A 22,670-nucleotide genomic window follows, 5' to 3' on the forward strand; every position below is an offset into this window, starting at 1 on the left:
GGCGTGGATGCTGCTGCGTGCCCTCATTGACGCTCCCGAGTGTCGTCGATCTGGCATCAGCGTAGACCACGCATGCAGAATGCGGGAGGGGCATCTTCGCTTGTTCACGGGCCGGAAAGGCCCGAGACAGGAAGCTGCCCCTCCCGCATCAGGAGGACCGAGGGGTCAGAGGCGCACGAAGTAGTAGCTGCCACCGGCGTCGAGGCCGCCGAGCTCGACCATGCGACCCTCGGTCGGAGCGTCGATCATCTGTCCGTTGCCGGCGTAGATGCCGACATGGAAGTTCGGGAAGATGACGAGGTCGCCCGGCTGCGGGTCGGAGACACGCGTTCCGGCGGCCGCCTGCGCGCTCACGCCGTGCGCGACATCCACACCGTGGAGGCCGAAGACGTACTTCACGAGACCGGAGCAGTCGAAGCCGTCTGGCGTCGCTCCCCCGAACACGTACGGCGAGACGCCGATGAACTGCGAGGCGGTCTCGACGACGCTGGCGCCGACAGCACTCTGTCCGGTCGCTCCGCTGGCGTCCGCCCTTGTCGCGTCGGCCGTTGGCTCGGGCGTCGCCACGGCGGCGACCTGGTCTGCACTGAAGCTGACGACCGATGTCTCGGTGCGGTCGGTGACGGTCTCTGGTGCAGGAACGGCGGGAGTCGCATCGGCGACCGCATCGGCGATGGCCGCCTCGACGGATGCCTGGTCGTTCTGCGCGTCTGCGTTGGTGTCGTCGGAGGTGCCGTCCTGGGCTGTCACGGCACTGGAGAGGCTTGCCTCGCCGGCCGGCGCTGCCATCGTGCTCGGCACGATGGCGCCTGCGGTCGTGACGGCGGCGAGCGACGCCGCGATGGCGAGGCCGCCGGCGACGCGGCGCCGGGCGACGAGCTGCTTGGGGCGTGGGGCACGGATCGTCATGGCGCGCTCACCCGCGAACGATGCTGGAACCGCGGGTCCGGATGAGGCCGCTCCGGCGGACGTGGCCGCGGCGTGCTCGGCAGGGACGACCGAGAGAAGCGAGGTCATCGCGTTGCGCTCGATGCGACCCGTCTCTTCGATCTGAGCGGATGCAGAGGACTGATGGTTGGCGACGGAGGCGAACGCCGATGCGCTCAGCGACTTCGTGGCAGCTGCGACGGGGCGCACACCGGTCTGGCGTTCGATGGCGCGTGCCTCGCGACGAGTCAGCGTGGTGCTCATGGATTTCCTTCGGGTGGAGCTGAGCACCAACCGGTGCCCTGGACTCCGACGAGCGTAACCGTTTATAACGGAATTGTCACGCTCAGATCACAGAACCATCCCAAAACATCACGTTTATATCACGAAGAACGACGCCGCGCACAGCAGATGCTGTGCGCGGCGTCGTGATGCCACGAGTCCGAACTGGCCGAACCTAGTTGAACGTGTAGTACACGGGGTTGCTCCACCAGATCGAGCGGTACTGCACGACCTTGCCACCGTATCCGGGTGAGTCGATGACCATTCCGTCGCCGGCATAGATGCCGATGTGCGCTCCTGGCTGCACGACGAGGTCGCCGGGCTGGGGGCTGGACGTCTGGCGGGCGCCTGCGATCTGGTTGCTGACCGATCCAGACAGCGAGATGCCCTGCGTGGCGTAGACCGCCTTGGTGAGATCGGTGCAGGCGGGGAAGTACGAGCCGACGTAGCTGTGCGCGGCGGCGATCAGGCTCGACGTGTCGACGTTGCCCGATCCTGATGAGGAAGCACCTGACGAGGATGACGACGAGGTCGTCGAGGTCTGGCTGCTGGTGCCGCCGCCGGACGATGTGCTGGACGACGTCGACGACTCTGCCTCTGGCTCCTGAGTCTCCTCGGGAGTCGGCGTCGGGGTCGGGGTCTCGGCGACCGCGGCCAGGTCGTCGCTCGAGATGGAGACGACGGTCGAGTCAGTGCGGTCGACGGCGACCTCGGGAGCCGCGACGAGGGCGACTTCCTCGGCGGGCGCAGGTTCCGCGGCGGGAGTCGTGGTGGCGTCGGCGGGAGCGGCAGTTGCGTCCGGTGCGGTCGCTGCGACCAGGTTGGCCTGTGACTGCACCTCGCTCTTGCCATCTGCGACAGCCGCTGGGACGACGATGCCTGCCGTGGCGGCGGCGGCAACCGTCGCGGCGGCGGCGAAGCTCGCGGCAGTGCGGCGGCGACCGCGGGCTACGAGCGCGGCCGGCTTGGCCGCACGGATGCTCACGGCTCGGCCCGTGAAGGCTTCCGAGATGGGGGTCACGTCGGCCGAGGGCGCATCGTCGGCCTGCTCGGCTGCCTGGAAGGCGGCGCGGTCGACCGCGGGCGCAACGGGAAGGACAGAGACGAGCGAGCCGTGCTCGTTGCGCTCGATGCGAGCCGTGTCGTGCACGGATGCTGCTGTGGCGTCAGGGCGCGAGGTCTCCGTCGCCGAGAGCTCGGCGATGGACGCGTCGATGACCGGGGCAGAGACCCCGGTGACTGCCGCGGGAGCCGCGGCTGGCCGAACTCCGGTCTGCCGCTCGATCGCGCGGGCTTCGCGGCGGGTCAGCACCTTGGTGCTGTCCGTGCGCGGGGTGCTCGATGTGCTCAAGACTTCTCCTCGGGTGTTTTCGAACACCGTTGGAACCGGCATCCTCGACGCGTACGAGCCTACACAAAGGTCACAGAATTGTCACGGCCAGGTCACAAATCGATGCACGCGGAATCACGGAGCCATAACGACGAAGCGCGCCCAGCCGAAGCTGGACGCGCTTGTCGAGGTGAATCGCTGCTTAGCGGAGCGTCACGTAGTAGGGGCTGCCCCACGAGATCGAGCGGTACATGACCGACCGCGAGCCGTCGCCCGGATCGTCGATGACCATTCCGTTGCCCGCGTAGATGCCGATGTGCTCGCCGGGCCAGACGACGAGGTCGCCGGGCTGCGGGTTCGTGGTCGGTGTGCCCATCGCTGCCTGCGCGGAGACGCCACGCGGGAGCGAGATGCCGACTGCTGCATACGCAGCCTGCGTCAGCAGGTCACACGACCCGAAGAGCGTGCCGACGTAGCTCATGGCAGCGGAAGAGACGCTCGACGAGTCGACGCTGAGTCCACCGGTCGAAGCCGAAGTGGCCTGGCCGGAGGTGCTTCCGCCGGTGGACGTCGTGCCACCGGTCGAGGCGCGGGTGTCTGCCGTTGCCGAGGGCTCAGGAGTTGCGACGACTTCGGCGACCTGGTCGCTCGAGAACGTCACGACGCTCGACTCGGTGCGGTCGACCGCGACCTCGGGGGCCGCGACGAGGTCAACTGAGACCTGCTCGGCAGTCGCTTCCTCGGTGGCCTCGGCTGTCGCGCTGGGCTCGGCCGCCGGAGCATCCGTCTCAACGGTCGTAGCGGCGACGAGGTTGGCCTGGGCCTGGTCGGCACCGTTGCCGTCAGCCACTGCGGCCGGAACGACGACGCCAGCCGTCGCAATCGCGGCTGCCGTGGCAGCGGCGGCGAAGCCACCTGCCGTGCGTCGACGCTGGCGAGCGACGACTGCGGCAGGCTTGGCAGCGCGGATGCTCAGCGAGCGCCCCGTAAATGCCTCGGGGATCTCGATGACCTCGGCGAGCTTCGTCTCGACGGCCTCATCGCCAGCGACCTGGGGCAGTGCCGTGGTCGTGGGAAGCACGGAGACGAGCGCACCGAGTTCGTTGCGCTCGATGTGAGCGGTGTCGTGCACAGATGCAGAGGGCGCTGAGGTGATCTCTGCGACCGAAGCCTCGATCACCGGCGCGGACACACCCGCGACACCGACGGTCGCCACCGGGCGCTGGCCCGTGCGGCGCTCGATCTCACGAGCCTGGCGTCGCGTCAGCGGTGCCGTGGCGTTCGAAAAGTTTTCCAAGTCGTTCCTCCAGCGCCTGACTCCTGGGAGCCGATCCCGCTCTTGCCTGTTACCAGGGGAAGCTAGGTCGAGGAGCGGGATGCGGCGCCTCGGCCTGCCAGCTATGCAGATTGCATAGCTCATGACTCGGACAACACTAGTGGAAAACCTGTGAATTGTCACGCTTCGGTGTCAGAACGCTAACGCCGAGGTAACGAGTCCCGGAATAGAGCGGAAGTCAGGCGCTTCGAGGTCCGCAGAACGCGGAGGAGATCTTCAGCTGGCCGTGACCAGATCTCAGCCTAGCGCACCTTCGGGGCTCAGGATCGCATCCACGTAGACGTGCTCTGCGGTTTCCAGCGAGACCTCCACACCGATGCCGCCCGACGCGGGCAGGAGACCGATCCACGCACCGCGACGCTGCAGCGTGACCTGGGTGCCAGGAAGGACCCCGGCCTCGCGGAGCAGCGTGAGCGTCTGCAGGTCGGACTGGACCGGCTCGCCGAGGCGACGCACCTTCGCGAGGACCGGCTCGGTCGACGTCGCACCGCTCGCCGCGACCTCGAGCAGCGTCGAGACGCTCACGACGCCGGACAGGAACTCCTCAGCGGGCTCGGCGCCGAACTCGTCGAGCCCGGGAATCGGCGTGCCGTACGGCGACTCGCTCGGGCGCCCGAGCATCTCGAAGATGCGTTGCTCGGCCTCGTCGCTCATGACGTGCTCCCAGCGGCAGGCCTCTTCATGCACCTGCGCGAGGTCCAGGCCGATCACGTTCGCGAGCAGCCCCTCGGCGATGCGGTGCTTCCGAAGCACTCGGGTGGCTTTCGCGCGACCGTCGATGGTGAGCACGAGCCTGCGGTCGCTCGCGACGGAGACGAGTCCGTCGCGCTCCATGCGGGCGATCGTCTGCGACACCGTCGGCCCCGAGTGGCCGAGCCGCTCGGAGATCCGAGCGCGAAGCGGGGTGATGCCCTCTTCCTCGAGGTCGAGAATGGTGCGGAGATACATCTCCGTGGTGTCCACCAGATTGGTCACGCCCCGCCACCTCCCGTTGCATTGGTCCGCCAAGCCTAGCGGCGAGCGAGGCCACTCGCGCGCATAGGCTTGCAGCATGCCTGACATTCGCATCCCGACTGAGTTCATTCCGCTCGACGGCCGATTCGGCTGCGGCCCGTCGGTTGTACGGCCCGCACAGATCGACCACCTCGTCGCCGGGGCCACGAGCATTCTCGGCACCTCGCACCGCCAAGCGCCGGTGAAGGACCTGGTCGGCCGGGTCCGCTCCGGGCTCTCGTCGCTCTACCGACTTCCCGACGGCTACGAGGTCCTCCTCGGCAACGGCGGGTCGACCGCTTTCTGGGACTCGGCTGCCTTCGGCCTGATCGCCGACCGCGCCCAGAACCTGACGTTCGGCGAGTTCGGCGGGAAGTTCGCCAAGGCCGCCGCCGCCCCGTGGCTCACAGCCCCTGACGTGCGCTCCGCCGAGCCCGGCACGATCGCCGCCCCCGAGGCCCTTGCCGGTGTGGACGTCTATGCCTGGCCGCACAACGAGACGTCGACGGGCGCGATGGCTCCCATCCGCCGCGTGCACGGTGACGAGGGCGCACTGACCGTCATCGACGCGACGAGCGCTGCCGGCGGCGTCGACATCGACATCAGCGAGACGGACGTCTACTACTTCGCTCCGCAGAAGAACTTCGGTTCGGACGGTGGCCTCTGGATCGCGATCGCGTCGCCCGCCGCTCTCGAGCGCATCGAGCGCATCGCGGCCTCAGACCGCTACATCCCCGACTTCCTGAAGCTCAGCCACGTGGTCGAGAACTCGCGGAAGAACCAGACGCTCAACACCCCCGCGATCTCGACGCTCCTGCTCCTCGAGGCCCAGCTCGACTGGATCAACGGCAACGGCGGACTCGCCTGGGCCGACAGCCGGACCCGCACATCCTCCGGGATCATGTACGACTGGGCCGAGGCCTCGGCGTATGCGACCCCGTTCGTCTCGAACCCGGCGGAACGCTCGCAGGTCGTCACGACGATCGACTTCAACGACGACGTGGACGCCGCCGCGATCGCTGCGGCTCTCCGTGCCAACGGCATCGTCGACACGGAGCCCTACCGCAAGCTCGGCCGCAATCAGCTGCGGGTGGCGACCTTCACCTCCGTCGACCCCGACGATGTCCGACGTCTCACCGGTGCTATCGACTACGTGATCGAGCACCTGGGCTGAGTCGATCTCTCGCGCTGAGCGAGAAGCGACGCACGAAGAAGGGGCGTCACCAGCAGCTGCTGGTGACGCCCCTTCCCTCTCCGCGGAAGGTGCCCGCGTCGCGTTAGTCCTCCGTGCGACCCGTGTCCGCAGCGGTCGAGTCCGCGGCCCGCGAGTCGTCGGGAGCGGTCTCAGGCTCGAAATCGACGCCATCGAACACGTCGTCCATGTCGTCGGCGAACTCGCGGATGTCGGCTGCCTCACCGAATTCGACGGGATCCTGCGCCGGAAGCTCGTCCTCGCTTCTCGGCACGACCACCACGCGGCGGCGCTTGCCCCGAGCCTTGGCCTTCGCGGGCTCGGCGTGCACCGCAGCGACCCGGTCGGATGCGACGGGCCCGTCGGCCGAGTCGGCCGCACCCGTTTCAACGACCGGCGCGGCGTCTGCCGCCTTGACGGCCTTCTTGCGCTTCCGACGCTCGGGCTTCTGCGGGGCGGTCTCGTCGGATGCCTCGTCCGGCTTGCCGTCGGTCAGCTCGATCGCCTCGGGACTGGCCTGGTCGACACGCTTGCGCCGCGACTTCTTCGGCTTGCCCTCGCTCGGTGCTTCGTCGACGAAAGCGCCGGAGGCGTCCTCGGGCGTGCCACCAGGCTCAGAGCCGCCAGCCGCGAGCTCGTCTCCAGCCTCCGCTTTCGCCTTCTTCGCGGACTTGTCCTTCTTGCGCTTCTTCTTCTTCGGCTTCTCAGCCGCTGCGCCCGCGTCGATATCCTCGGCGGAAGCGAGCTGACCCGGCTCAGCGGCGGTGGCCTCGTCCTCACCCGACTCAGCGCCTGTCGGCTCGACTTCGGCGGTCCCATCGGCGCCGATGCGGCGACGCGTACGAGTGCGGCGGATGCGCTTGCTCGACTTCGGAGAGGGCTCCACACCCGTCGCCTCGGCCGGCTCGTCGCCGACCTCGGCGGCTTCGCCGGCCTCGAGCAGCTGGGCGGCCTCGTAATCGGCGAGTCGGTCGGACCACGGCACCCACGAGGGTGCGAGCAGAGCCCCGTCTCCGGGCAGCAGCTCGACCTCGAGCACCGTCGGCTCCGCCTGGTCGACGAGCCGAACCAGCGAGACGTTCCAGCGCCAGTCCGGGTATCCAGGCCGGCGGGTCGTGTACTGCAGGGTGTAGACCCCGTCATCCGTCTCCGGGACGACGGCGACGAGCTCGCCGAGCTCCGAGGCCGGCGTCACGTCCAGCAGCGCGGCCCACGCGAGCCGTCGCGAAGGTTCGAGCTCAGCCGCGTCGAGGGCGACCCCGAGCGGGGCTGGAAGCACGGCCTCGTTCGTCATCAGGCGTCCAAGTCGTCCGCGACGCGACGGAGCATCGCTGCGATCTTCGCGCCCTGCGGCTTCTCTGGGTAGCGGCCTCGACGCATCGCGCCGCCGACCGTGTCGAGCAGCTTCACGAGGTCCTCGATGATGACCGCCATGTCGTCAGGCGACTTGCGCTGGATGCGCGCGACGCTCGGGGGCGCCTCGAGGACGCGAACCGACAGCGCCTGCGCACCGCGTCGGCCGTCGGCGATGCCGAACTCGAGCTTCGTTCCCGGGCGCACCGACGAGGTCCCTGCTGGCAGCGCCGTCGCGTGCAGGAAGATCTCCTGACCGTCGTCGGCCGCAATGAAACCGAATCCCTTGTCCTCGTCGTAGAACTTCACCTTGCCGGTGGGCATGGCCATCTCCTTGTTCGGCGCGTAGAGCACCAGATCGAACTTTCACAGGCGGGGCGGCGAACTTCGTCTCCCCTGGTCGGCCGCGGCGTGCGGCTGATCCGAACCAGTCTACGGTGGCGCGCATGTCGATTAGTCTGGTTCGGTGACCTCTTCCAACGGCGCCCCCATCGCGAAGGGCGAACGCATCCTCGCATTCATGTCCCTCGGCATCGCGGCGATCTCGTTTATCGCGCTCCTGGTGCTTCTCGCGACGCCGCTTCTCGGCATCGAAGTGGACGCAACCAATCCCATCTGGCCGACGCTGCTCTTCGTCACCTACCTCGGGTTCCCGATCGCGTTCCTCCTCATCCTCTCGCTCATCATCTGGCGCGTCGTCGCGAACCGGCGTTCGCGGGGCAGGTCCGAGAACTGATCGACGCCTCCCCGAGCGCGCTGCGGGTGCTCCAACTCCTCCGCAGCCTCGATCGCACCGACCTCGCCGCCCTCGCAAGCTGGCGCAGGTTGTCGATGCGCGGCTCGAACGGGGCCATGGACATCGCCGAGGCCCTCGCAGATGAAGCCGACATCGGCGCGGCCGTGGGCAAGCTCGGCTGGCGGGATGCATCCCGCTTGGCTTCGGGCTCGGTGGAGGCGCTGCAGAGGGCGCGGCTTCGCGGCCTCGCCGTCGGCACACCGGAGGCTCCCGAGCTCCTGCCCGCCGCATCCGCCGCGCTCACCCGACAGCTCGCCGGGGCGGGCGACGACGTGACCGTCGAGCGGGCGAACCTCGCGCCGCTCCCCCAGGCCACAGAGCGCGCCCACGGCGCAGCGCAGCTCGCGGCGGACGCGATCGCCTCGCTCGACCTCGCCCCGCGCGCCTACCGGGACGGTCGGGGTGGCCTGCAACTCGGCGCCACGACGGTCCGGCGCATCGCCGCCGAGCTGCACACCGAGCAGACCGTGCTCTCGCCGCTCTTCGAGTGGATGCTCGACCTGGGCCTCTGCAGCCCGGTCGCGGATGCCATGCGCCCGACGGCCGCCGGGCGCGCATTCAGATTGAGCGCCCCGCTCGATCGCTGGCGCCGACTGGCCGAGTGCTGGCTGGCCGAGCTCAGCGTGACGAACCGCGCCGGCCTGCTCCGTGACAGCGCGAGCCACGCGACCCCGCAGACGGAGCTCCTAGGCCTGACTGTCGAGGGCCGACTCAGCCAGCTCGGGCTCCTGCTCACGCACGACGACCTCCGGGCCGCGGCAGAGCTCCTCGCGTCCGCGCTCCCTGAGGAGGTGGCAGGCGTCTACCTGCAGCCCGACCTCTCGATCATCGCGCCCGGCCCGCTCGCCCCCGTCGACGAGCAGGCGCTGCAGGCGGTGGCGTCCCTCGAGCGACGCGGGCTCGCGTCGAGCTACCGCCTCTCCGAGGCGTCCGTCACGCACGCCCTCGGCACGGGCCTCTCCATCGCCGAGATCGAGGCGACGCTGGCGAGGCTCTCCCTCACGGGCATCCCGCAACCGGTCGAGTACCTGCTCCGCGAGGCCTCGAACCGGCACGGTCGGGTCCGGGTCCGCGAGCATCCCGTGAGACCGGGGACCATCGTCACGAGCCAGGACCCAGCCCTCATGGACGCGCTCCGGGTGGATGCCGCGGTCGCTCCGCTCGGACTGCGCCAGTCGGGGGAAGGCGCGCTCGTCTCCTCAGCCTCTCGAGACACGGTCGTGCTGATGCTCCTCGATGCTCGATATCCGGCCAGCGCCGAGAACGCCGAGGGCCAGCTCGTTCCCCTGCGACCGAGGGAGACGGCCCCCGCCCGGGAGCTCGGTCCCAGTGACGCCGCGCTGCGCTTCGCCGACGCGTTGCACGACGAGGCGACCCGGCTCGATGCCGGTGACGACGCGCAGACGTGGGTGCAGCGGCAGCTGGAGGTCGCCAGGCGGGCGAAGAGCGAAGTGACGGTGAGAGTCGACCTCGGCGGCGGCAAGGAGACCACCCTCCGACTCGTCCCGATGAGCGTCGCGGCGGGACGCCTGCGAGCGCGCGACCTCGCGGCCGACGTCGAGCGAACCCTGCCGATCCGCGCGATCCTCGAAGTCCAGCTCTCCGAACAGCCGGACGTCGAGTAGCCCCCACGCATTCGGAGCGCTTCACCGACAAGCACTCAGGCGCACCGATGCCGACGAGTATGATCGACCGTTATGGCACTTGGACCGTTGATCGTACAGAGCGACAGAACTGTCCTGCTCGAAGTGGCGCATCCCGACGCCGAAGCGGCCCGCCACGCGCTGGCCGTGTTCGCCGAACTGGAACGCGCACCCGAGCACATCCACACCTACCGCATCACGCGCCTCGGGCTCTGGAACGCACGCGCCGCCGGGCACGAGGCCGACGAGATGCTCGACGTGCTCGAGCGCTTCGCGAAGTTCCCGGTGCCCGCCTCGGTCTCCGCGGAGATCCGCGAGACGGTGGCGCGCTACGGCAAGCTCGTGATCTCCCGAGACGATGACGGTGAGCTCATCGTCTCCAGCGACGACCCCGCCGTGCTCCTCCAGATCTCCAAGGCCAAGCACGTCGCGCCGCTCCTCGAAGGACCGACCAGCGAGTCAGGATTCCGTGTCCAGGCCTGGGCACGCGGCGAGCTCAAGCAGCAGCTCGTGAAGCTCGGCTGGCCGGCCGAGGACCTCGCCGGGTACACCCCTGGCACGCCGCACGCCATCGCGCTCGACGAGTCCGAGTGGCAGCTGCGCGACTACCAGCGCTCCGCCGTCGACCACTTCTTCGAGGGCGGCTCTGGAGTCGTCGTGCTCCCCTGCGGCGCAGGAAAGACCCTGGTGGGTGCCGGTGCGATGGCCACGGCGTCCACAAGCACCCTCATCCTCGTGACCAACACCGTCTCCGCGAGGCAGTGGCGCGACGAGCTGCTGCGCCGAACCACGCTCACGGAGGAAGAGATCGGCGAGTACTCGGGCGAGATCAAGGAGATCAAGCCCGTCACGATCGCCACGTACCAGATCCTCACAGCGCGCCGGAAGGGTGTCTACACGCACCTCTCGCTGCTCGATGCCCTCGACTGGGGCCTCATCGTCTACGACGAGGTGCACCTCCTCCCGGCCCCCGTCTTCAAGCTCACGGCCGAGCTGCAGGCGCGCCGACGGCTCGGCCTCACCGCGACGCTCGTGCGCGAGGACGGCCGCGAGGGCGACGTGTTCAGCCTCATCGGGCCCAAGCGGTTCGATGCCCCGTGGAAGGACATCGAGGCGCAGGGCTACATCTCGCCGGCCAAGTGCTACGAGGTGCGCGTCGACCTCCCGTACGAGACCCGCATGGAGTACGCCGCGGCGAGCGACGACGAACGCTACCGCATCGCCGCCACGGCACCGGCAAAGCACGAGCTCGTGAAGGCCCTCATCCGCAAGCACGAAGGTGAGAACATCCTCGTCATCGCGCAGTACCTCGATCAGATCGACAGCATCGCCGAGGACCTGGGCGTGCCGAAGCTCACCGGTCAGACGCCCATCGCCGAACGCGAGGAGCTGTTCCAGGCGTTCCGCGAGGGACGCGAGAAGGTGCTCGTCGTGTCGAAGGTGGCGAACTTCTCGGTCGACCTCCCCGACGCGTCCGTCGCCGTGCAGATCTCCGGCTCGTACGGGTCGAGGCAAGAGGAGGCCCAGCGCCTCGGTCGCCTGCTGCGTCCGAGCTCGAGCGGCGTGACCGCGTCGTTCTACACGCTCGTCTCGCGCGAGACGGTCGACCAGGACTTCGCGCAGAACCGGCAGCGCTTCCTCGCCGAGCAGGGCTACTCCTACGAGATCCTGGACGCCGACGCGATCCTCGCACCCGCCTAGCAGCAACCGACCGAACCGATCACACGCGGGCGAGCAGCTCCACGTGGGTCATCACGAACTCCGCGTCGTCGTCCTCGGCCCACGCGGACCAGGCGTCGGCGATCTGCTGGAGATCACCCGCCGAGGCGATGCCCCTCTCGCGCGCGTCCTCCGCGAAGCGCGACCGCGTAGCGCGCTCCGCCCACGTGGATCCCCACCACTCGCGTTCGTCGGCCGTCGCGAAGATCCAGGCGCTCGCCGTGAGGCGCGTGTTCTCGAGGCCGGCGGCCCGCGCCCAGCGCCGCAGGAAGCGTCCGGCGTTCGGCTCACCATCGTTCGAACGCGCGACACGGTCGTAGACCGCGAGCCAGTGGTCGAGGGCCGGGAGCTGGGGAGCCCAGACGCAGGTCCCGTAGTCGACGTCCCTCACCGCGATGAGCCCGCCAGGTTTCGTCACACGGCGCATCTCCCTCAGCGCGGCGACCGGGTCGGCCAGATGCTGGAGCACCTGATGCGCGTGCACCACGTCGAACTCGCCGTCAGCGAAGTCGAGCGCGTAGACGTCACCGAGGAGGAACCTCGTGCGAGTGTCCCCGCGATCGGCGGCCGCGGCACGCGCAACGCCGAGTGGCTCGTCGACGACCTCGATGCCCGTGACCTGCCCGGTGCTCCCGACCCGGCCTGCGAGGTCGAGCGTTATCGAACCGGGCCCGCAACCGACGTCGAGCACGCGCATCCCCGCTTCGAGCTCGGGAAGCAGGTAGGCGGCGGAGTTCTCCGCCGTGCGTCGACCATGGGATCGGAGCACGCTCGAGTGATGGCCGTGGGTGTACCTCGGTGCTGCGGAGTCATCCATGTCGGCACAGTAGCGCAGCGCCTTCGTCCGAGCATCCGACAGAACGCGGTCCAGCAGATTAGCGCACCCGCATAGCCGCGACACCGCGCGCCGTCAGACTTCACTCAGACGGCGTCAAGATACTTAGTGCATGACTGATGGCCCCAAGATTCTCGTCGTTGACGACGAGCCAAACATCCGCGAACTCCTGTCGACCAGCCTGCGTTTCGCAGGGTTCATGGTGCGTGCCGTCGGCAACGGCGCCGCCGCGATCTCCGCCGTCATCGAGGAGGAGCCCGACCTCATCGTCCTCGATGTCATGCTCCCCGATATGAACGGCTTCGGTGTCACCAAGCGCCTCCGCGCATCCGGGTACACGAGCCCCATCCTCTTCCTCACGGCGAAGGATGACACCGACGACAAGATCGAGGGCCTCAACGCAGGCGGTGACGACTACGTCACCAAGCCATTCAGCCTCGACGAGATCGTCGCCCGCATCAAGGCCATCCTCCGCCGCACGATGCAGGCCGAAGAAGAAGCGGTCATCCGCACAGGCGAGCTCACCATGGACCAGGACACCCACGAGGTTTTCATCGGAGACGAGCCCATCGAGCTCTCCCCCACCGAGTTCAAGCTACTGCGCTACCTCATGCTCAACCCGAACCGCGTGCTCTCCAAGGCGCAGATCCTCGACCACGTGTGGGAGTACGACTTCAACGGCGACGCCGGAATCGTCGAGTCGTACATCTCCTACCTGCGTCGCAAGCTCGACCAGTTCACCGAGGAGCCCCTCATCCAGACCAAGCGCGGCTTCGGCTACATGCTGAAGGTCTCCGGGGCCAAGGCCTGACAGAGGTGGCCAGGCTCGGTCACGAGGGGAACTAGGCGGTGCCGTTCAAAGCCTGGCGCTGGGATCGGCTCTCGCTCCGCAACAAGCTGACGATCGTCAACATCACCCTGTTGACGTTCGGCATCGTCGTCGCCGGCATCGGCACGACGTTGCTGCTGCGACCGACACTCGTGTCGCAGACCGACTCGCAGCTGAGCGTCTACGCGAGCGATCCGACCCAGTTCCTCGCCGCCGACCCCTCGTCCCGGCTGATCACCTACGATGCGATCCGCATCGCGCCCTCGACGCTGTACGTCGCAGTGCTCGACGCCGAGGGCAATGTCGTCGTCGACAATTGGGGGCAGTGGCAGCGCCCGCAGGCCATCGCGCCGGAAGTGCCCTCCGACGCCGCGAACCGGGGAAGCCAGAGCCTCTTCGACATCGAGGACCCGCTCGGCGCGACGTGGCGAACGATCACCGTGCCAGAAGGCGAGTACGCCGCCGACCAGGTCCGTGGCACGCTGCTCATCGCCGCTCCGCTCACGAGCGTCAATGCGACCATGGTCAACTTCCTCGCCATCTTCTTCGGGTTCGGGCTGACCGTCGTCATCTTCGGCGCAGCGCTGACACGAGTCCTCGTCTCCGCGACCCTGCTGCCGCTGCGCCAGGTCGAGGCGACGGCCATGCAGTTCGCCTCCGGCGACTACTCGCAGCGGCTGCCTGCTGGCACGCCGAACACCGAGGTCGGGCGCCTCTCGCGCTCGCTCAACACGATGCTGGTGCGCATCGACCACGCCTTTGACGAGCGCACCCGCACCATCGCCCAGATGCGCCGCTTCGTCGGCGACGCGAGCCACGAGCTGCGAACGCCGCTGGTCACGGTGCGCGGCTACGCCGAGCTCTACCGCATGGGCGCCCTCAACGACCCGGAGAAGGTCGGGCAGGCCATGGAACGCATCGAGAAGGAGGCCCTCCGCATGGGCGGCCTCGTCGAGGACCTCCTGCAGCTCGCGAGACTCGACGAGACCCGCGAGCTCGTAAAGGATGTCATCGACCTCGAGCCCATCGCAGAAGATGCTGCCATGGACGCGCACGCGACCTCGAAGGACCGCGTCGTCCGAGCGCTCCCCGTGCGGATCATCCAGGAGCCGCGAGATGAGGCTGACGTCCCCGGAACGGCAACCACGGGCGAGTTGCCAGCGCCGATCGAGGCGGACGTGGTGCCCGCCGGTGACGCCGCTGCCCCGGAAGCCGCCGCCGCGAGGCGCGCCATCTGGCGCAGGCGGCCTCTGCCACGGCCCGCCCTCCGCGGCTTCCCCATCCGCCGCCGCGGCGTCGAGCCGAGCACGGGTGAAGCCCCGGAAGTCGACGACGACTACGGCGACGTGCCCGCCATGGTGCACGCGAACGAGGACAAGGTTCGCCAGGCGATCTCGAACCTGCTCGGCAACGCCATGCGGTACACACCTGAGGGCTCGCCGCTGGAAGTCGGTGTCACCGTGGACCTGCCGAATCAGCTCGCGATCGTCGACATCATCGACCACGGCGAAGGTATCCCACCGCAGATCAGGCAGAAGATCTTCGAGCGATTCTGGCGCGCGGACACCTCGCGAGCCCGCGAGACCGGCGGCTCGGGACTCGGCCTCTCGATCGTCTCCGCGATCATGAAGGCGCACGACGGCGAGGTCGACGTGTTCGAGACGCCGGGCGGCGGGGCCACCTTCCGCCTCAAGTTCCCACTCCTCATGTCCGCGCCTGTGGACAGCGCCTCGTCCACAGCCCCGAACTCCTGAGGCCGGCACCGCCCTCCTCCCCCGTAGCCTTCTCGCGAAGAGCCGCCGGAACCGCTCGGCGGCCGACGAAGGGGGAACATCCATGGCCGTCTACATGGTCGACAGCGAGCAGCTGCAACTCACGGTGACCAACACGCAGGCATCCATCGGCCGCGTCCAGGCGGAGGTGGCCGCTCTGCTCGGCAACCTGACCGCCCTGGAGGGCTCGTGGACCGGCGAGGCCGCCACCGCCTTCCAGGGACTCGTGCAGCAGTGGCGAGCCACGCAGGCGCAGGTTGAGTCGAGCATCTCCACCATCAACGGTGCCCTCGGCAGCGCAAGCGCGAGCTACGGCACCGTCGAGGGTGACGTGAGGCGGCTCTTCAGCGTCTGACCGACCTGGTCCCGCTCACCCGGCGACGGCACGACGAAGCGGGCGGCTCCCTGGGGAGCCGCCCGCTTGTCTACTTGCGTGTGGTGCTTAGAAGTCCATTCCAGCGCCCGGGTCCATCGCCGGTGCGCCAGCCTTCTCGGGCTTGTCGGCGACTACGACCTCGGTCGTGAGGAAGAGACCAGCGATCGACGCTGCGTTGAGCAGCGCGGAGCGCGTGACCTTCACTGGGTCGAGCACGCCGGCCTCGATGAGGTTGACGTACTCGCCGGTTGCGGCGTTGAGGCCCCAGCCGTCTTCGAGTCCGGCGACCTTCTCGGCCACGACGCCGGGCTCGAGGCCAGCGTTCGTTGCGATCTGCTTGAGCGGTGCGAGGATGCCGACCTTGACGATGTTCACGCCGGTCGCCTCGTCGCCCTGGAGGTCGAGCGAGCCGAGCACGCGAGCGCCAGCCTGGATGAGCGCAACGCCACCACCGGCGACGATGCCCTCTTCGACGGCAGCCTTCGCGTTGCGGACGGCGTCCTCGATGCGGTGCTTGCGCTCCTTGAGCTCGACCTCGGTCGCGGCTCCGGCCTTGATGACGGCGACGCCACCGGCGAGCTTCGCGAGGCGCTCCTGGAGCTTCTCGCGGTCGTAGTCGCTGTCGCTGTTCTCGATCTCGGCGCGGATCTGCGCAACGCGGCCGGCGATCTGCTCGGGCGAGCCAGCGCCCTCGACGATCGTGGTCTCGTCCTTGGTGACGACGACCTTGCGGGCGGTTCCGAGGAGGTCGAGCGTCGTGTTCTCGAGCTTGAGGCCGACCTCTTCGCTGATGACCTGACCACCGGTGAGGATGGCGATGTCCTGCAGCTGAGCCTTGCGGCGGTCTCCGAAGCCGGGAGCCTTGACGGCGACCGACTTGAAGATGCCGCGGACCTTGTTGACGATGAGCGTCGCGAGAGCTTCGCCCTCGACGTCCTCGGCGATGATGAGGAGCTGCTTGCCGGCCTGGATGACCTTGTCGACGACAGGCAGGAGGTCCTTGATGTTGGAGATCTTGCCGTTGACGATCAGGATGTACGCGTCTTCGAAGACGGCTTCCTGGCGCTCGGGGTCGGTGACGAAGTACTGCGAGAGGTAGCCCTTGTCGAAGCGCATGCCCTCGGTGAGCTCGAGCGTCGTGCCGAAGGTGTTCGACTCCTCGACGGTGACGACGCCTTCCTTGCCGACCTTGTCGATGGCCTCGGCGATGATCTCGCCGATCTGAGCGTCTGCGGCCGAGATGGACGCGGTGGCAGCGATCTGCTCCTTAGTCTCGACCTCCTTGGCGGAGGAGAGGAGCTCGGCGACGACAGCCTCGACGGCCTTCTCGATGCCGCGCTTGAGCGAGATCGGGTCGGCGCCAGCTGCGACGTTGCGGAGGCCCTCGCGGACGAGTGCCTGAGCGAGGACGGTAGCCGTGGTGGTTCCGTCACCGGCGACGTCGTCGGTCTTCTTCGCGACCTCCTTGACGAGCTCGGCGCCGATCTTCTCGAACGGGTCCTCGAGCTCGATCTCCTTGGCGATGGAGACGCCGTCGTTCGTGATCGTGGGCGCGCCCCACTTCTTCTCGAGCACGACATTGCGGCCACGTGGGCCGAGCGTGACCTTGACCGCGTCGGCGAGCGTGTTCAGTCCACGCTCAAGCCCGCGACGGGCCTCTTCGTCAAAAGCGATGATCTTCGACATATGTGTACTGCGTCCTTTCCGGACGTGGTTCGTGAGGTTCGTGGTTGGCACTCGAACGAGGCGAGTGCAAATCCATATTGGCACTCGACCCTGTCGAGTGCAAGCCACCCCACGCCTTCTCGCTGCGGGCGAACGAGCCGGGCCTGAAGAGACGCCGATGTCCGCTTGAACACGGAACGGCGCCGACCCATGAGGGCCGACGCCGTTCCCAGCGTGCGGTCAGAGCGCGCGCACGGACTCCGCCTGCGGGCCCTTATCGCCCGCACCGATCTCGAACTCGACCTTCTGGCCCTCTTCGAGGACTCGATAGCCCTGCATCTCGATGGCCTTGTAGTGCACGAACACATCCTGTGCAGCAGCGCCGTCGAGCGCATCCACAGTGATGAAGCCGTAGCCCTTGTCAGCGTTGAACCACTTCACGGTTCCATTCGCCATGTTTGTCTCCATTGCTCAGTAGTACTCGCAGGCGCCAACCCGCGGAGCCCTGCATGCGTGCGAGGGGGACGAACGATGGTGCCCAGGACTCGAGCAAGATACTAGGTGGCGACCTGTTGAGCGAGGAAGCCCAAAACCGGGATCACGTCACCTGGCGACGTTTTGTCTCCAGATGTTCACACGCACGGAACACATGAGCCGCATTCCCCGGAGAATCCCTGGATCATCCTCCGTGTCGAGCCACCGTGCACCCGCGAATGGCTACCCGGCGAGGTCGAGGCCGACGACGACCACGATCGTGCCTGCTGCGGCGACGTTCGGGTCGAGGACGGCGGTTCCCCCACCGAGCGACTGGACGAGGGCGAGCGCCGCAGCCTCCTGGGAGGCGTCGTTGTAGGAGACGGTCGTCGTCTCGTAGTCGGACGTCGGAGCATCCGCCGTCTCGGTGACGTTCCAGCCCGCGGCTGCGAGCTCCGTGGTGGTGCCGCCCGCGACGCCCGCCAGCTCGGTTCCGTTGAGAACGCGCACTGAGACGTTCGGGTCGAGCTGCGGCACGACCTCGGCCGGAGCCTCCTCGACCGGCGCCTCCGCCGTCGGAGTCTCACTCGTCTCTGTCTCCGCGGTCGGGCTGAAGGAGACGGCGCCGTTGATGACCTGCATCGCGACGGCGGCAACGGCGACGATCACGACGACGGCGAGCAGACCCCAGAGCCACGAGGCGAGCTTGGCGAGGCGCGTGCGGGGCGCGCGATGCGCTCCGCGGCGGTCAAGCCCTGGTGGGATGTCGTCGAAGCGATCCTTGGGGTAATTCACGTGTCTACCGAATCCGTCCTGAGGTGGGAGAGGCGCTGGACATTCGCTGCTCGCGCCGCAACTGGCGCTCGTCCGCTCGCCGCTCGCGCGCACGCCGCAGGCGGCCGACGAGCATCGGCTGATGGACAAGCGCAGCTGGTGTCTCGATGAGCGTAGCGAGATTTCGGTAGTACTGCGTCGTCGACCAGCCGAAGCGATCCCTGATCGCTGCCGCCTTCGCCGCATTCTGCCGCGGATTCCCGTCTTCGAAATCCAGCAGCGCGCGCTCGAGGTCGCTGAGCTCCACGTCCCGTGCCATGCACGAAGTGTACGAGCAGGGTTCACCGACTGGACTCACGCAACGCGCGTATGCTCGATCCTCCCCGGCCGCTCCCAGCGGTCTCGTCGATTTTCCAGGAGGCACGGTGTCCTACGCCGTCAACAAGCCCGATTCCGAGTGGCGCGCGGAGCTCACGCCGCAGGAGTACCACGTGCTGCGCGAGGCAGGCACGGAGCGGGCCTACACGGGAGAGCTCCTCGAGGAGGGTCGCGCAGGCCTCTACACCTGCCGCGCCTGCGGCTCAGAGCTGTTCAAGGCCGGAACGAAGTTCGACTCCGGATGCGGCTGGCCGAGCTTCTACGAGTCCGTGCGGCCGGACGCGGTCGAGCTGCTCGAGGACCGCTCGCTCGGGATGGTGCGCACCGAGGTGCGCTGCGCCAACTGCGGCTCCCACCTCGGGCACGTCTTCCCTGACGGCTTCGGCACGCCAACGGGCGACCGCTACTGCATGAACTCGCTGTCGCTCTCCTTCACACCCGAGGAAGAGACCTCCTCCGAGTAAGCGCACGGGCATCCATCAACAGCCATGCGGTGCGCGGGGACGTGCACCGCATGACTATGATGGTGCCGCTGCGATTGCAGCAGGCCGACTTAGCTCAGCTGGTAGAGCACCGCTCTTGTAAAGCGGATGTCGCGAGTTCGAACCTCGCAGTCGGCTCCACGATGCGTCTTCCGGCGCACAGCCCTGACACGTCCCCACTTCGTGAAAGCGGCCCGAACTATACTCGGCTGGATGCACGAGCACACGACCGCGCAGCGCACCAAGCTCCCGCAGCAGCGCACGGCCGCCAACCGCGGAGTTCTCGGGCTGACGATCGGGGCGGGCCTCGTGCTCACGCTCATCGCGATCCGCACGCTCACGGCGTCGCTCGACGACCAGCCGGCACTCGGGCCGATCACCGACTTCGTCACGCTCTCGCTGAGCGTCGTCATCGAGTCGATGCCGTTCATCATCCTCGGCATCCTGCTCTCGATCGTCGTGCAGCACTGGCTTCCGCCGGGCTTCCTCATGCGCATCCTGCCGCAGACGCCGTGGCTTCGGCGTGCCGTCATCTCACTGTTCGGCATCGCGCTGCCCGTCTGCGAGTGCGGCAACGTTCCGCTCGCACGCGGCCTCGTGCTGCGCGGCTTCACGCCCGCCGAGTCGATCACGTTCCTGCTGGCGGCCCCCATCCTGAACCCCATCACGATCGTCACGACGTACCAGGCGTTCGGCTGGGACCACGGCATCCTCGCCGCCCGCATCATCGGGGGCTTCGTCATCGCGAACGTCATCGGGTTCCTCTTCAGCCGCCACCCGAAGCCACAGGACCTGCTCACACCGAGTTTCGCCGCGACGTGCGAGCTGGAGGCGAAACACGGCCACGAGACGGGCTCGAGCGTGCGCGAGCGGTTCCGCGCGAGCGCGTCGATGTTCGGTGCGGAGACCTCGACGATGCTGCCCGCGCTCTTCGTCGGATCGGCCATCGCCGGGGCCATCCAAGTCGGCGTCTCGCGCGACCTGCTCACCACCCTCGGAGAGCATCCGGTGCTCTCCGTGCTCGTGCTCATGACCCTCGGCTTCGTCATCTCGATCTGCGCGAACGTCGACGCCTTCTTCGCGCTCTCGTTCGTCGGCACCTTCATGCCTGGCGGCATCGTCGCCTTCCTCGTGATGGGCCCCATGATAGACGTCAAGATGCTCGCCCTCATGCGCACGACCTACACGAGCGCGGTCCTCGCCCGCATCACCCTCATCGTCGCGCTGTCGGCCTTCACCCTCGGACTCGGAGTGAACCTCATTGCTTGAACGACTGCTCTCCAGGTGGCGCGGCGTCGCCCTCACCCTCATCACCGTCGTCGCGACGGTATGGCTCTCGATGACCGGCGGCCTCTCGCTGTACATCCACCCGCGCTACTTCGTCTTCACCTCGATCATGGCGGTCATCGGCGGGATCCTGGCGATCGCCGCGATCGCGGCCACGCCCTCCCGTGACGAGCACGACCACGAGCACGACCACGACCACTCGCATGAATCGGATGCGCTCGGCACGTCGAGCGCCCGGCGCAACAATCGACGTCCGCGCCTCGGCGCCCGCCAGCGGATCGCTGTCATCACCTCGACGACGGTCACGCTGGTCGTCGTCGTGACGGCGTTCGTCGCGCTCATCATCGCGCCGCCCGTGACCCTGAGCTCGGCGGCCGTCGAGAACCGCTCGCTGAACGCCAACGCGCAGACCGTGGACTCTCCGATCGACGAAGGCGAGACGCTGCGCGGCCGCGACACCAGCAGCTTCACGGTCAAGGACTGGGCGGCAATGCTCCGGCAGGGCGACGGCGAGCAGCAGGTCCTGGGCGAGCGCGCCAAGCTCGTCGGCTTCGTGACCGTCGATCCGGACGCGCCGGATGCGTTCATCCTCGCCCGCTTCGTCGTGAACTGCTGCGCGATCGACGCCGCGCCTGTCGGCGTCGCCGTGCACCAGCCCGGCTGGCAGGCGAACTACCCCGTCGACACCTGGGTCGAGGTGGACGGCGCGTTCGTCACGAACCCGAGCGCGTCCAGCGCGGAACGGGTGGCGCTCATGCCCACGACCGTCGCCGCCATCGACCAGCCGAGCGACCCATATGTCTACTGATCTCAGCTCGCCTGACGCCCGCACGGGACGAGGCTTCCGGAAGACGTTCATCCTCGCGGTCGTCGTGCTCGCCCTGCTCGCGGCGGGTCTCGCCGTCGGCAACATCCTGCAGGGGCCGCGCGTCGCCTCGACGGCGGTCAACGCGATCGGCACGGTCGAGCAGCAGGGCACGCGCCTCGTACTGACACCCAACCAGCGGCTGCAGGAGATCAACCCCGCACAGGTCGTCCTCGAGCCGGCCGCCGCTTACAGCCTCTCGCAGGAGAACGGCACCATCACGCTCACCTTCGAGCAGCTGCTCGCCTACGACACGGACTACACGCTCACCGTCGCAGACGCGGTCAGCTCCTCGACGGGGGTCGCTTCGACGCTCGAGACGCAGTTCACGACACCCCAGCTCGAGGTGTCGACGCTGGTCCGCGGCGCCATCTCCACCGGCGGGAGCCTCGAGGACCGTGTCGTGGAGACGAACGTCTCCGGCGGCGGAGAGCCGCGCATCCTCTTCACCGCGCCCCGCATCCAGGAGTACGCGCTGACCGACGCGTTCGTCGCCGTCGTCGAGCAGGACACCGCGGGCCTCGGGACCGTGGGCGTCGCACCCCGCGCCGAGCCCGGGCCGGCCGTACCCCTGAACGTGGATGCGACGGGCAACTTCTCGAGTCTCGCCGCGGATGCGGAGAGTGGGCTCATCGGGTTCGTCATCGACGGGATGCACGCCGACGGGCAGACGGAGCTCGTTCGGTCGCTGTTCGTCTTCGACACGAGCGACACCTCGTTCCGGCCGAAGCAGGTCGCGGGACCAGACGGGACCCCGCTCATGGTCTCCGCGTGGGCGTTCGCCCCTCGAACCGGTGCCCTCATCGCGCAGACCCTCGACGAGCAGCTCTACCTCGTCAACGTCCTGGCGGGCACACCCGCCGAGCCGATCGGCCAGGCGCAGCACTTCCACGGCTTCGTGCCGGGCACGGCAACCGCAGTCACGTCCGGTGTCGGCGGCTACACGCTGTTCGATCTCAGCTCGGGCACCGCCGGAGCACTGACCCCCGCCCCGATCTCGCTCAGCGAGACGCAGTACCTCACGCAGACGAGCGTGCTCAGTCCAGATGGGACGCAGATCTCAGCCGTTGCGGATGCGGCTGCCGGGCTCGCCGACGTCACGGTCGAGCTCGCCGACACGGCTGGGCAGCGGACGCTGTTCGACCCGGGCGAGAGCGGCGAATGGCTGCGCGACATCTGCGTCTCCCCCAACGGCCAGTACCTCGCCGTCGAGACGGGGCTCGGCGCGCAGGGACCGGACGGCTACGCGGTGCTCCCTGGCATGAAGCAGTCGACGACCACCGTCATCGACATCGCGAGCGGCGCGGAACTGCGTCGGCTCACCGGCTTCCTGACCTCGTGGTGCCGCTGACGGCTACCAGC

The 22,670-nt window shown here is 68.3% G+C and carries 22 protein-coding genes and 1 tRNA gene; 12 read left to right on the forward strand and 11 right to left on the reverse strand.

Annotation, left to right across the window (positions count from 1 at the left end; genetic code table 11):
• Positions 1–165 precede the first annotated feature (165 nt).
• The 4 genes from ABVF28_RS11160 to ABVF28_RS11175 all read right to left on the reverse strand — a co-directional run bounded on the left by ABVF28_RS11160 (position 166) and on the right by ABVF28_RS11175 (position 4,850).
• Positions 166–1,191 carry a C40 family peptidase gene (locus ABVF28_RS11160; protein ID WP_371030512.1) on the reverse strand — a complete coding sequence of 342 codons (1,026 nt, stop codon included), beginning with the start codon at positions 1,189–1,191 and terminating at the stop codon, positions 166–168.
• 193 nt (positions 1,192–1,384) lie between these two features.
• Positions 1,385–2,560, reverse strand: coding sequence for an NlpC/P60 family protein (locus ABVF28_RS11165; RefSeq protein ID WP_371030513.1), 1,176 nt, complete (start codon positions 2,558–2,560; stop codon positions 1,385–1,387).
• A 181-nt stretch (positions 2,561–2,741) separates the two neighbouring features.
• A complete protein-coding gene (locus ABVF28_RS11170) occupies positions 2,742–3,836 on the reverse strand; it encodes a C40 family peptidase (protein WP_211890087.1) in 1,095 nt (364 codons plus the stop codon).
• 276 nt (positions 3,837–4,112) lie between these two features.
• Positions 4,113–4,850 (reverse strand): metal-dependent transcriptional regulator, encoded by a 738-nt coding sequence (locus ABVF28_RS11175; RefSeq protein WP_179556328.1) that lies wholly within the window; start codon positions 4,848–4,850, stop codon positions 4,113–4,115.
• Positions 4,851–4,926: 76 nt separating this feature from the next.
• Between ABVF28_RS11175 and serC the strand changes: the two genes are divergently transcribed.
• Complete coding sequence (gene serC, locus ABVF28_RS11180) at positions 4,927–6,042, forward strand: phosphoserine transaminase (protein ID WP_179556327.1); 1,116 nt, start codon at positions 4,927–4,929, stop codon at positions 6,040–6,042.
• A 103-nt stretch (positions 6,043–6,145) separates the two neighbouring features.
• On the opposite strand, the gene ABVF28_RS11185 is transcribed toward serC, so the two are convergent.
• Both ABVF28_RS11185 and ABVF28_RS11190 read right to left on the reverse strand, forming a co-directional pair.
• Positions 6,146–7,354, reverse strand: coding sequence for a DUF3027 domain-containing protein (locus tag ABVF28_RS11185; RefSeq protein ID WP_371030514.1), 1,209 nt, complete (start codon positions 7,352–7,354; stop codon positions 6,146–6,148).
• Positions 7,354–7,737, reverse strand: coding sequence for a cold-shock protein (locus tag ABVF28_RS11190; RefSeq protein WP_104253894.1), 384 nt, complete (start codon positions 7,735–7,737; stop codon positions 7,354–7,356). The genes ABVF28_RS11185 and ABVF28_RS11190 overlap by 1 nt, the downstream gene beginning before the upstream one ends.
• Before the next feature lie 142 nt (positions 7,738–7,879).
• On the opposite strand from ABVF28_RS11190, the gene ABVF28_RS11195 reads away from it, so the two are divergent.
• From ABVF28_RS11195 to ABVF28_RS11205, 3 genes are all read left to right on the forward strand, one after another.
• Complete coding sequence (locus ABVF28_RS11195) at positions 7,880–8,149, forward strand: hypothetical protein (protein WP_104253815.1); 270 nt, start codon at positions 7,880–7,882, stop codon at positions 8,147–8,149.
• Between the two features lie 26 nt (positions 8,150–8,175).
• Positions 8,176–9,834 (forward strand): helicase-associated domain-containing protein, encoded by a 1,659-nt coding sequence (locus tag ABVF28_RS11200; RefSeq protein ID WP_371030515.1) that lies wholly within the window; start codon positions 8,176–8,178, stop codon positions 9,832–9,834.
• A gap of 72 nt (positions 9,835–9,906) precedes the next feature.
• Positions 9,907–11,553 carry a DNA repair helicase XPB gene (locus ABVF28_RS11205; protein ID WP_371030516.1) on the forward strand — a complete coding sequence of 549 codons (1,647 nt, stop codon included), beginning with the start codon at positions 9,907–9,909 and terminating at the stop codon, positions 11,551–11,553.
• A 19-nt stretch (positions 11,554–11,572) separates the two neighbouring features.
• On the opposite strand, the gene ABVF28_RS11210 is transcribed toward ABVF28_RS11205, so the two are convergent.
• Positions 11,573–12,388: a methyltransferase domain-containing protein gene (locus ABVF28_RS11210; RefSeq protein WP_371030517.1), complete on the reverse strand. Its 816-nt coding sequence runs from the start codon at positions 12,386–12,388 to the stop codon at positions 11,573–11,575.
• 130 nt (positions 12,389–12,518) lie between these two features.
• Here ABVF28_RS11210 and ABVF28_RS11215 point away from each other — a divergent pair, with 130 nt between their 5' ends.
• The 3 genes from ABVF28_RS11215 to ABVF28_RS11225 all read left to right on the forward strand — a co-directional run bounded on the left by ABVF28_RS11215 (position 12,519) and on the right by ABVF28_RS11225 (position 15,362).
• Complete coding sequence (locus ABVF28_RS11215; protein ID WP_068479813.1) at positions 12,519–13,217, forward strand: response regulator transcription factor; 699 nt, start codon at positions 12,519–12,521, stop codon at positions 13,215–13,217.
• A 38-nt stretch (positions 13,218–13,255) separates the two neighbouring features.
• Positions 13,256–14,989 carry a cell wall metabolism sensor histidine kinase WalK gene (locus ABVF28_RS11220; protein ID WP_104312475.1) on the forward strand — a complete coding sequence of 578 codons (1,734 nt, stop codon included), beginning with the start codon at positions 13,256–13,258 and terminating at the stop codon, positions 14,987–14,989.
• 82 nt (positions 14,990–15,071) lie between these two features.
• A complete protein-coding gene (locus ABVF28_RS11225; RefSeq protein ID WP_104312476.1) occupies positions 15,072–15,362 on the forward strand; it encodes a WXG100 family type VII secretion target in 291 nt (96 codons plus the stop codon).
• Positions 15,363–15,449: 87 nt separating this feature from the next.
• Here ABVF28_RS11225 and groL read toward each other — a convergent pair whose 3' ends face one another.
• From groL to ABVF28_RS11245, 4 genes are all read right to left on the reverse strand, one after another.
• Entirely contained in the window at positions 15,450–17,069 is a 1,620-nt protein-coding gene (gene groL / locus ABVF28_RS11230; protein WP_104253821.1) for a chaperonin GroEL, read from the reverse strand.
• A gap of 219 nt (positions 17,070–17,288) precedes the next feature.
• Positions 17,289–17,504 (reverse strand): cold-shock protein, encoded by a 216-nt coding sequence (locus ABVF28_RS11235; RefSeq protein ID WP_068479823.1) that lies wholly within the window; start codon positions 17,502–17,504, stop codon positions 17,289–17,291.
• 261 nt (positions 17,505–17,765) lie between these two features.
• Complete coding sequence (locus ABVF28_RS11240) at positions 17,766–18,317, reverse strand: LytR C-terminal domain-containing protein (RefSeq protein ID WP_371030518.1); 552 nt, start codon at positions 18,315–18,317, stop codon at positions 17,766–17,768.
• A gap of 4 nt (positions 18,318–18,321) precedes the next feature.
• Positions 18,322–18,615 carry a DUF3263 domain-containing protein gene (locus ABVF28_RS11245; protein WP_104253823.1) on the reverse strand — a complete coding sequence of 98 codons (294 nt, stop codon included), beginning with the start codon at positions 18,613–18,615 and terminating at the stop codon, positions 18,322–18,324.
• Positions 18,616–18,721: 106 nt separating this feature from the next.
• On the opposite strand from ABVF28_RS11245, the gene msrB reads away from it, so the two are divergent.
• The 5 genes from msrB to ABVF28_RS11270 all read left to right on the forward strand — a co-directional run bounded on the left by msrB (position 18,722) and on the right by ABVF28_RS11270 (position 22,659).
• Positions 18,722–19,138, forward strand: coding sequence for a peptide-methionine (R)-S-oxide reductase MsrB (msrB, locus tag ABVF28_RS11250; protein WP_371030519.1), 417 nt, complete (start codon positions 18,722–18,724; stop codon positions 19,136–19,138).
• An 83-nt stretch (positions 19,139–19,221) separates the two neighbouring features.
• A tRNA-Thr gene (locus tag ABVF28_RS11255) sits at positions 19,222–19,297 on the forward strand.
• Positions 19,298–19,369: 72 nt separating this feature from the next.
• On the forward strand, positions 19,370–20,425 hold the full coding sequence (locus ABVF28_RS11260; protein WP_104312479.1) for a permease: 1,056 nt from the start codon (positions 19,370–19,372) through the stop codon (positions 20,423–20,425).
• Complete coding sequence (locus tag ABVF28_RS11265) at positions 20,418–21,251, forward strand: TIGR03943 family protein (RefSeq protein ID WP_371030520.1); 834 nt, start codon at positions 20,418–20,420, stop codon at positions 21,249–21,251. Before ABVF28_RS11260 ends, ABVF28_RS11265 begins: the two co-directional genes overlap by 8 nt.
• Positions 21,241–22,659 (forward strand): hypothetical protein, encoded by a 1,419-nt coding sequence (locus ABVF28_RS11270; RefSeq protein WP_371030521.1) that lies wholly within the window; start codon positions 21,241–21,243, stop codon positions 22,657–22,659. The genes ABVF28_RS11265 and ABVF28_RS11270 overlap by 11 nt, the downstream gene beginning before the upstream one ends.
• Positions 22,660–22,670 lie beyond the last annotated feature (11 nt).

The sequence above is a fragment of the Pseudoclavibacter sp. JSM 162008 genome (assembly GCF_041366455.1).
Lineage (GTDB): Bacteria > Actinomycetota > Actinomycetes > Actinomycetales > Microbacteriaceae > Pseudoclavibacter.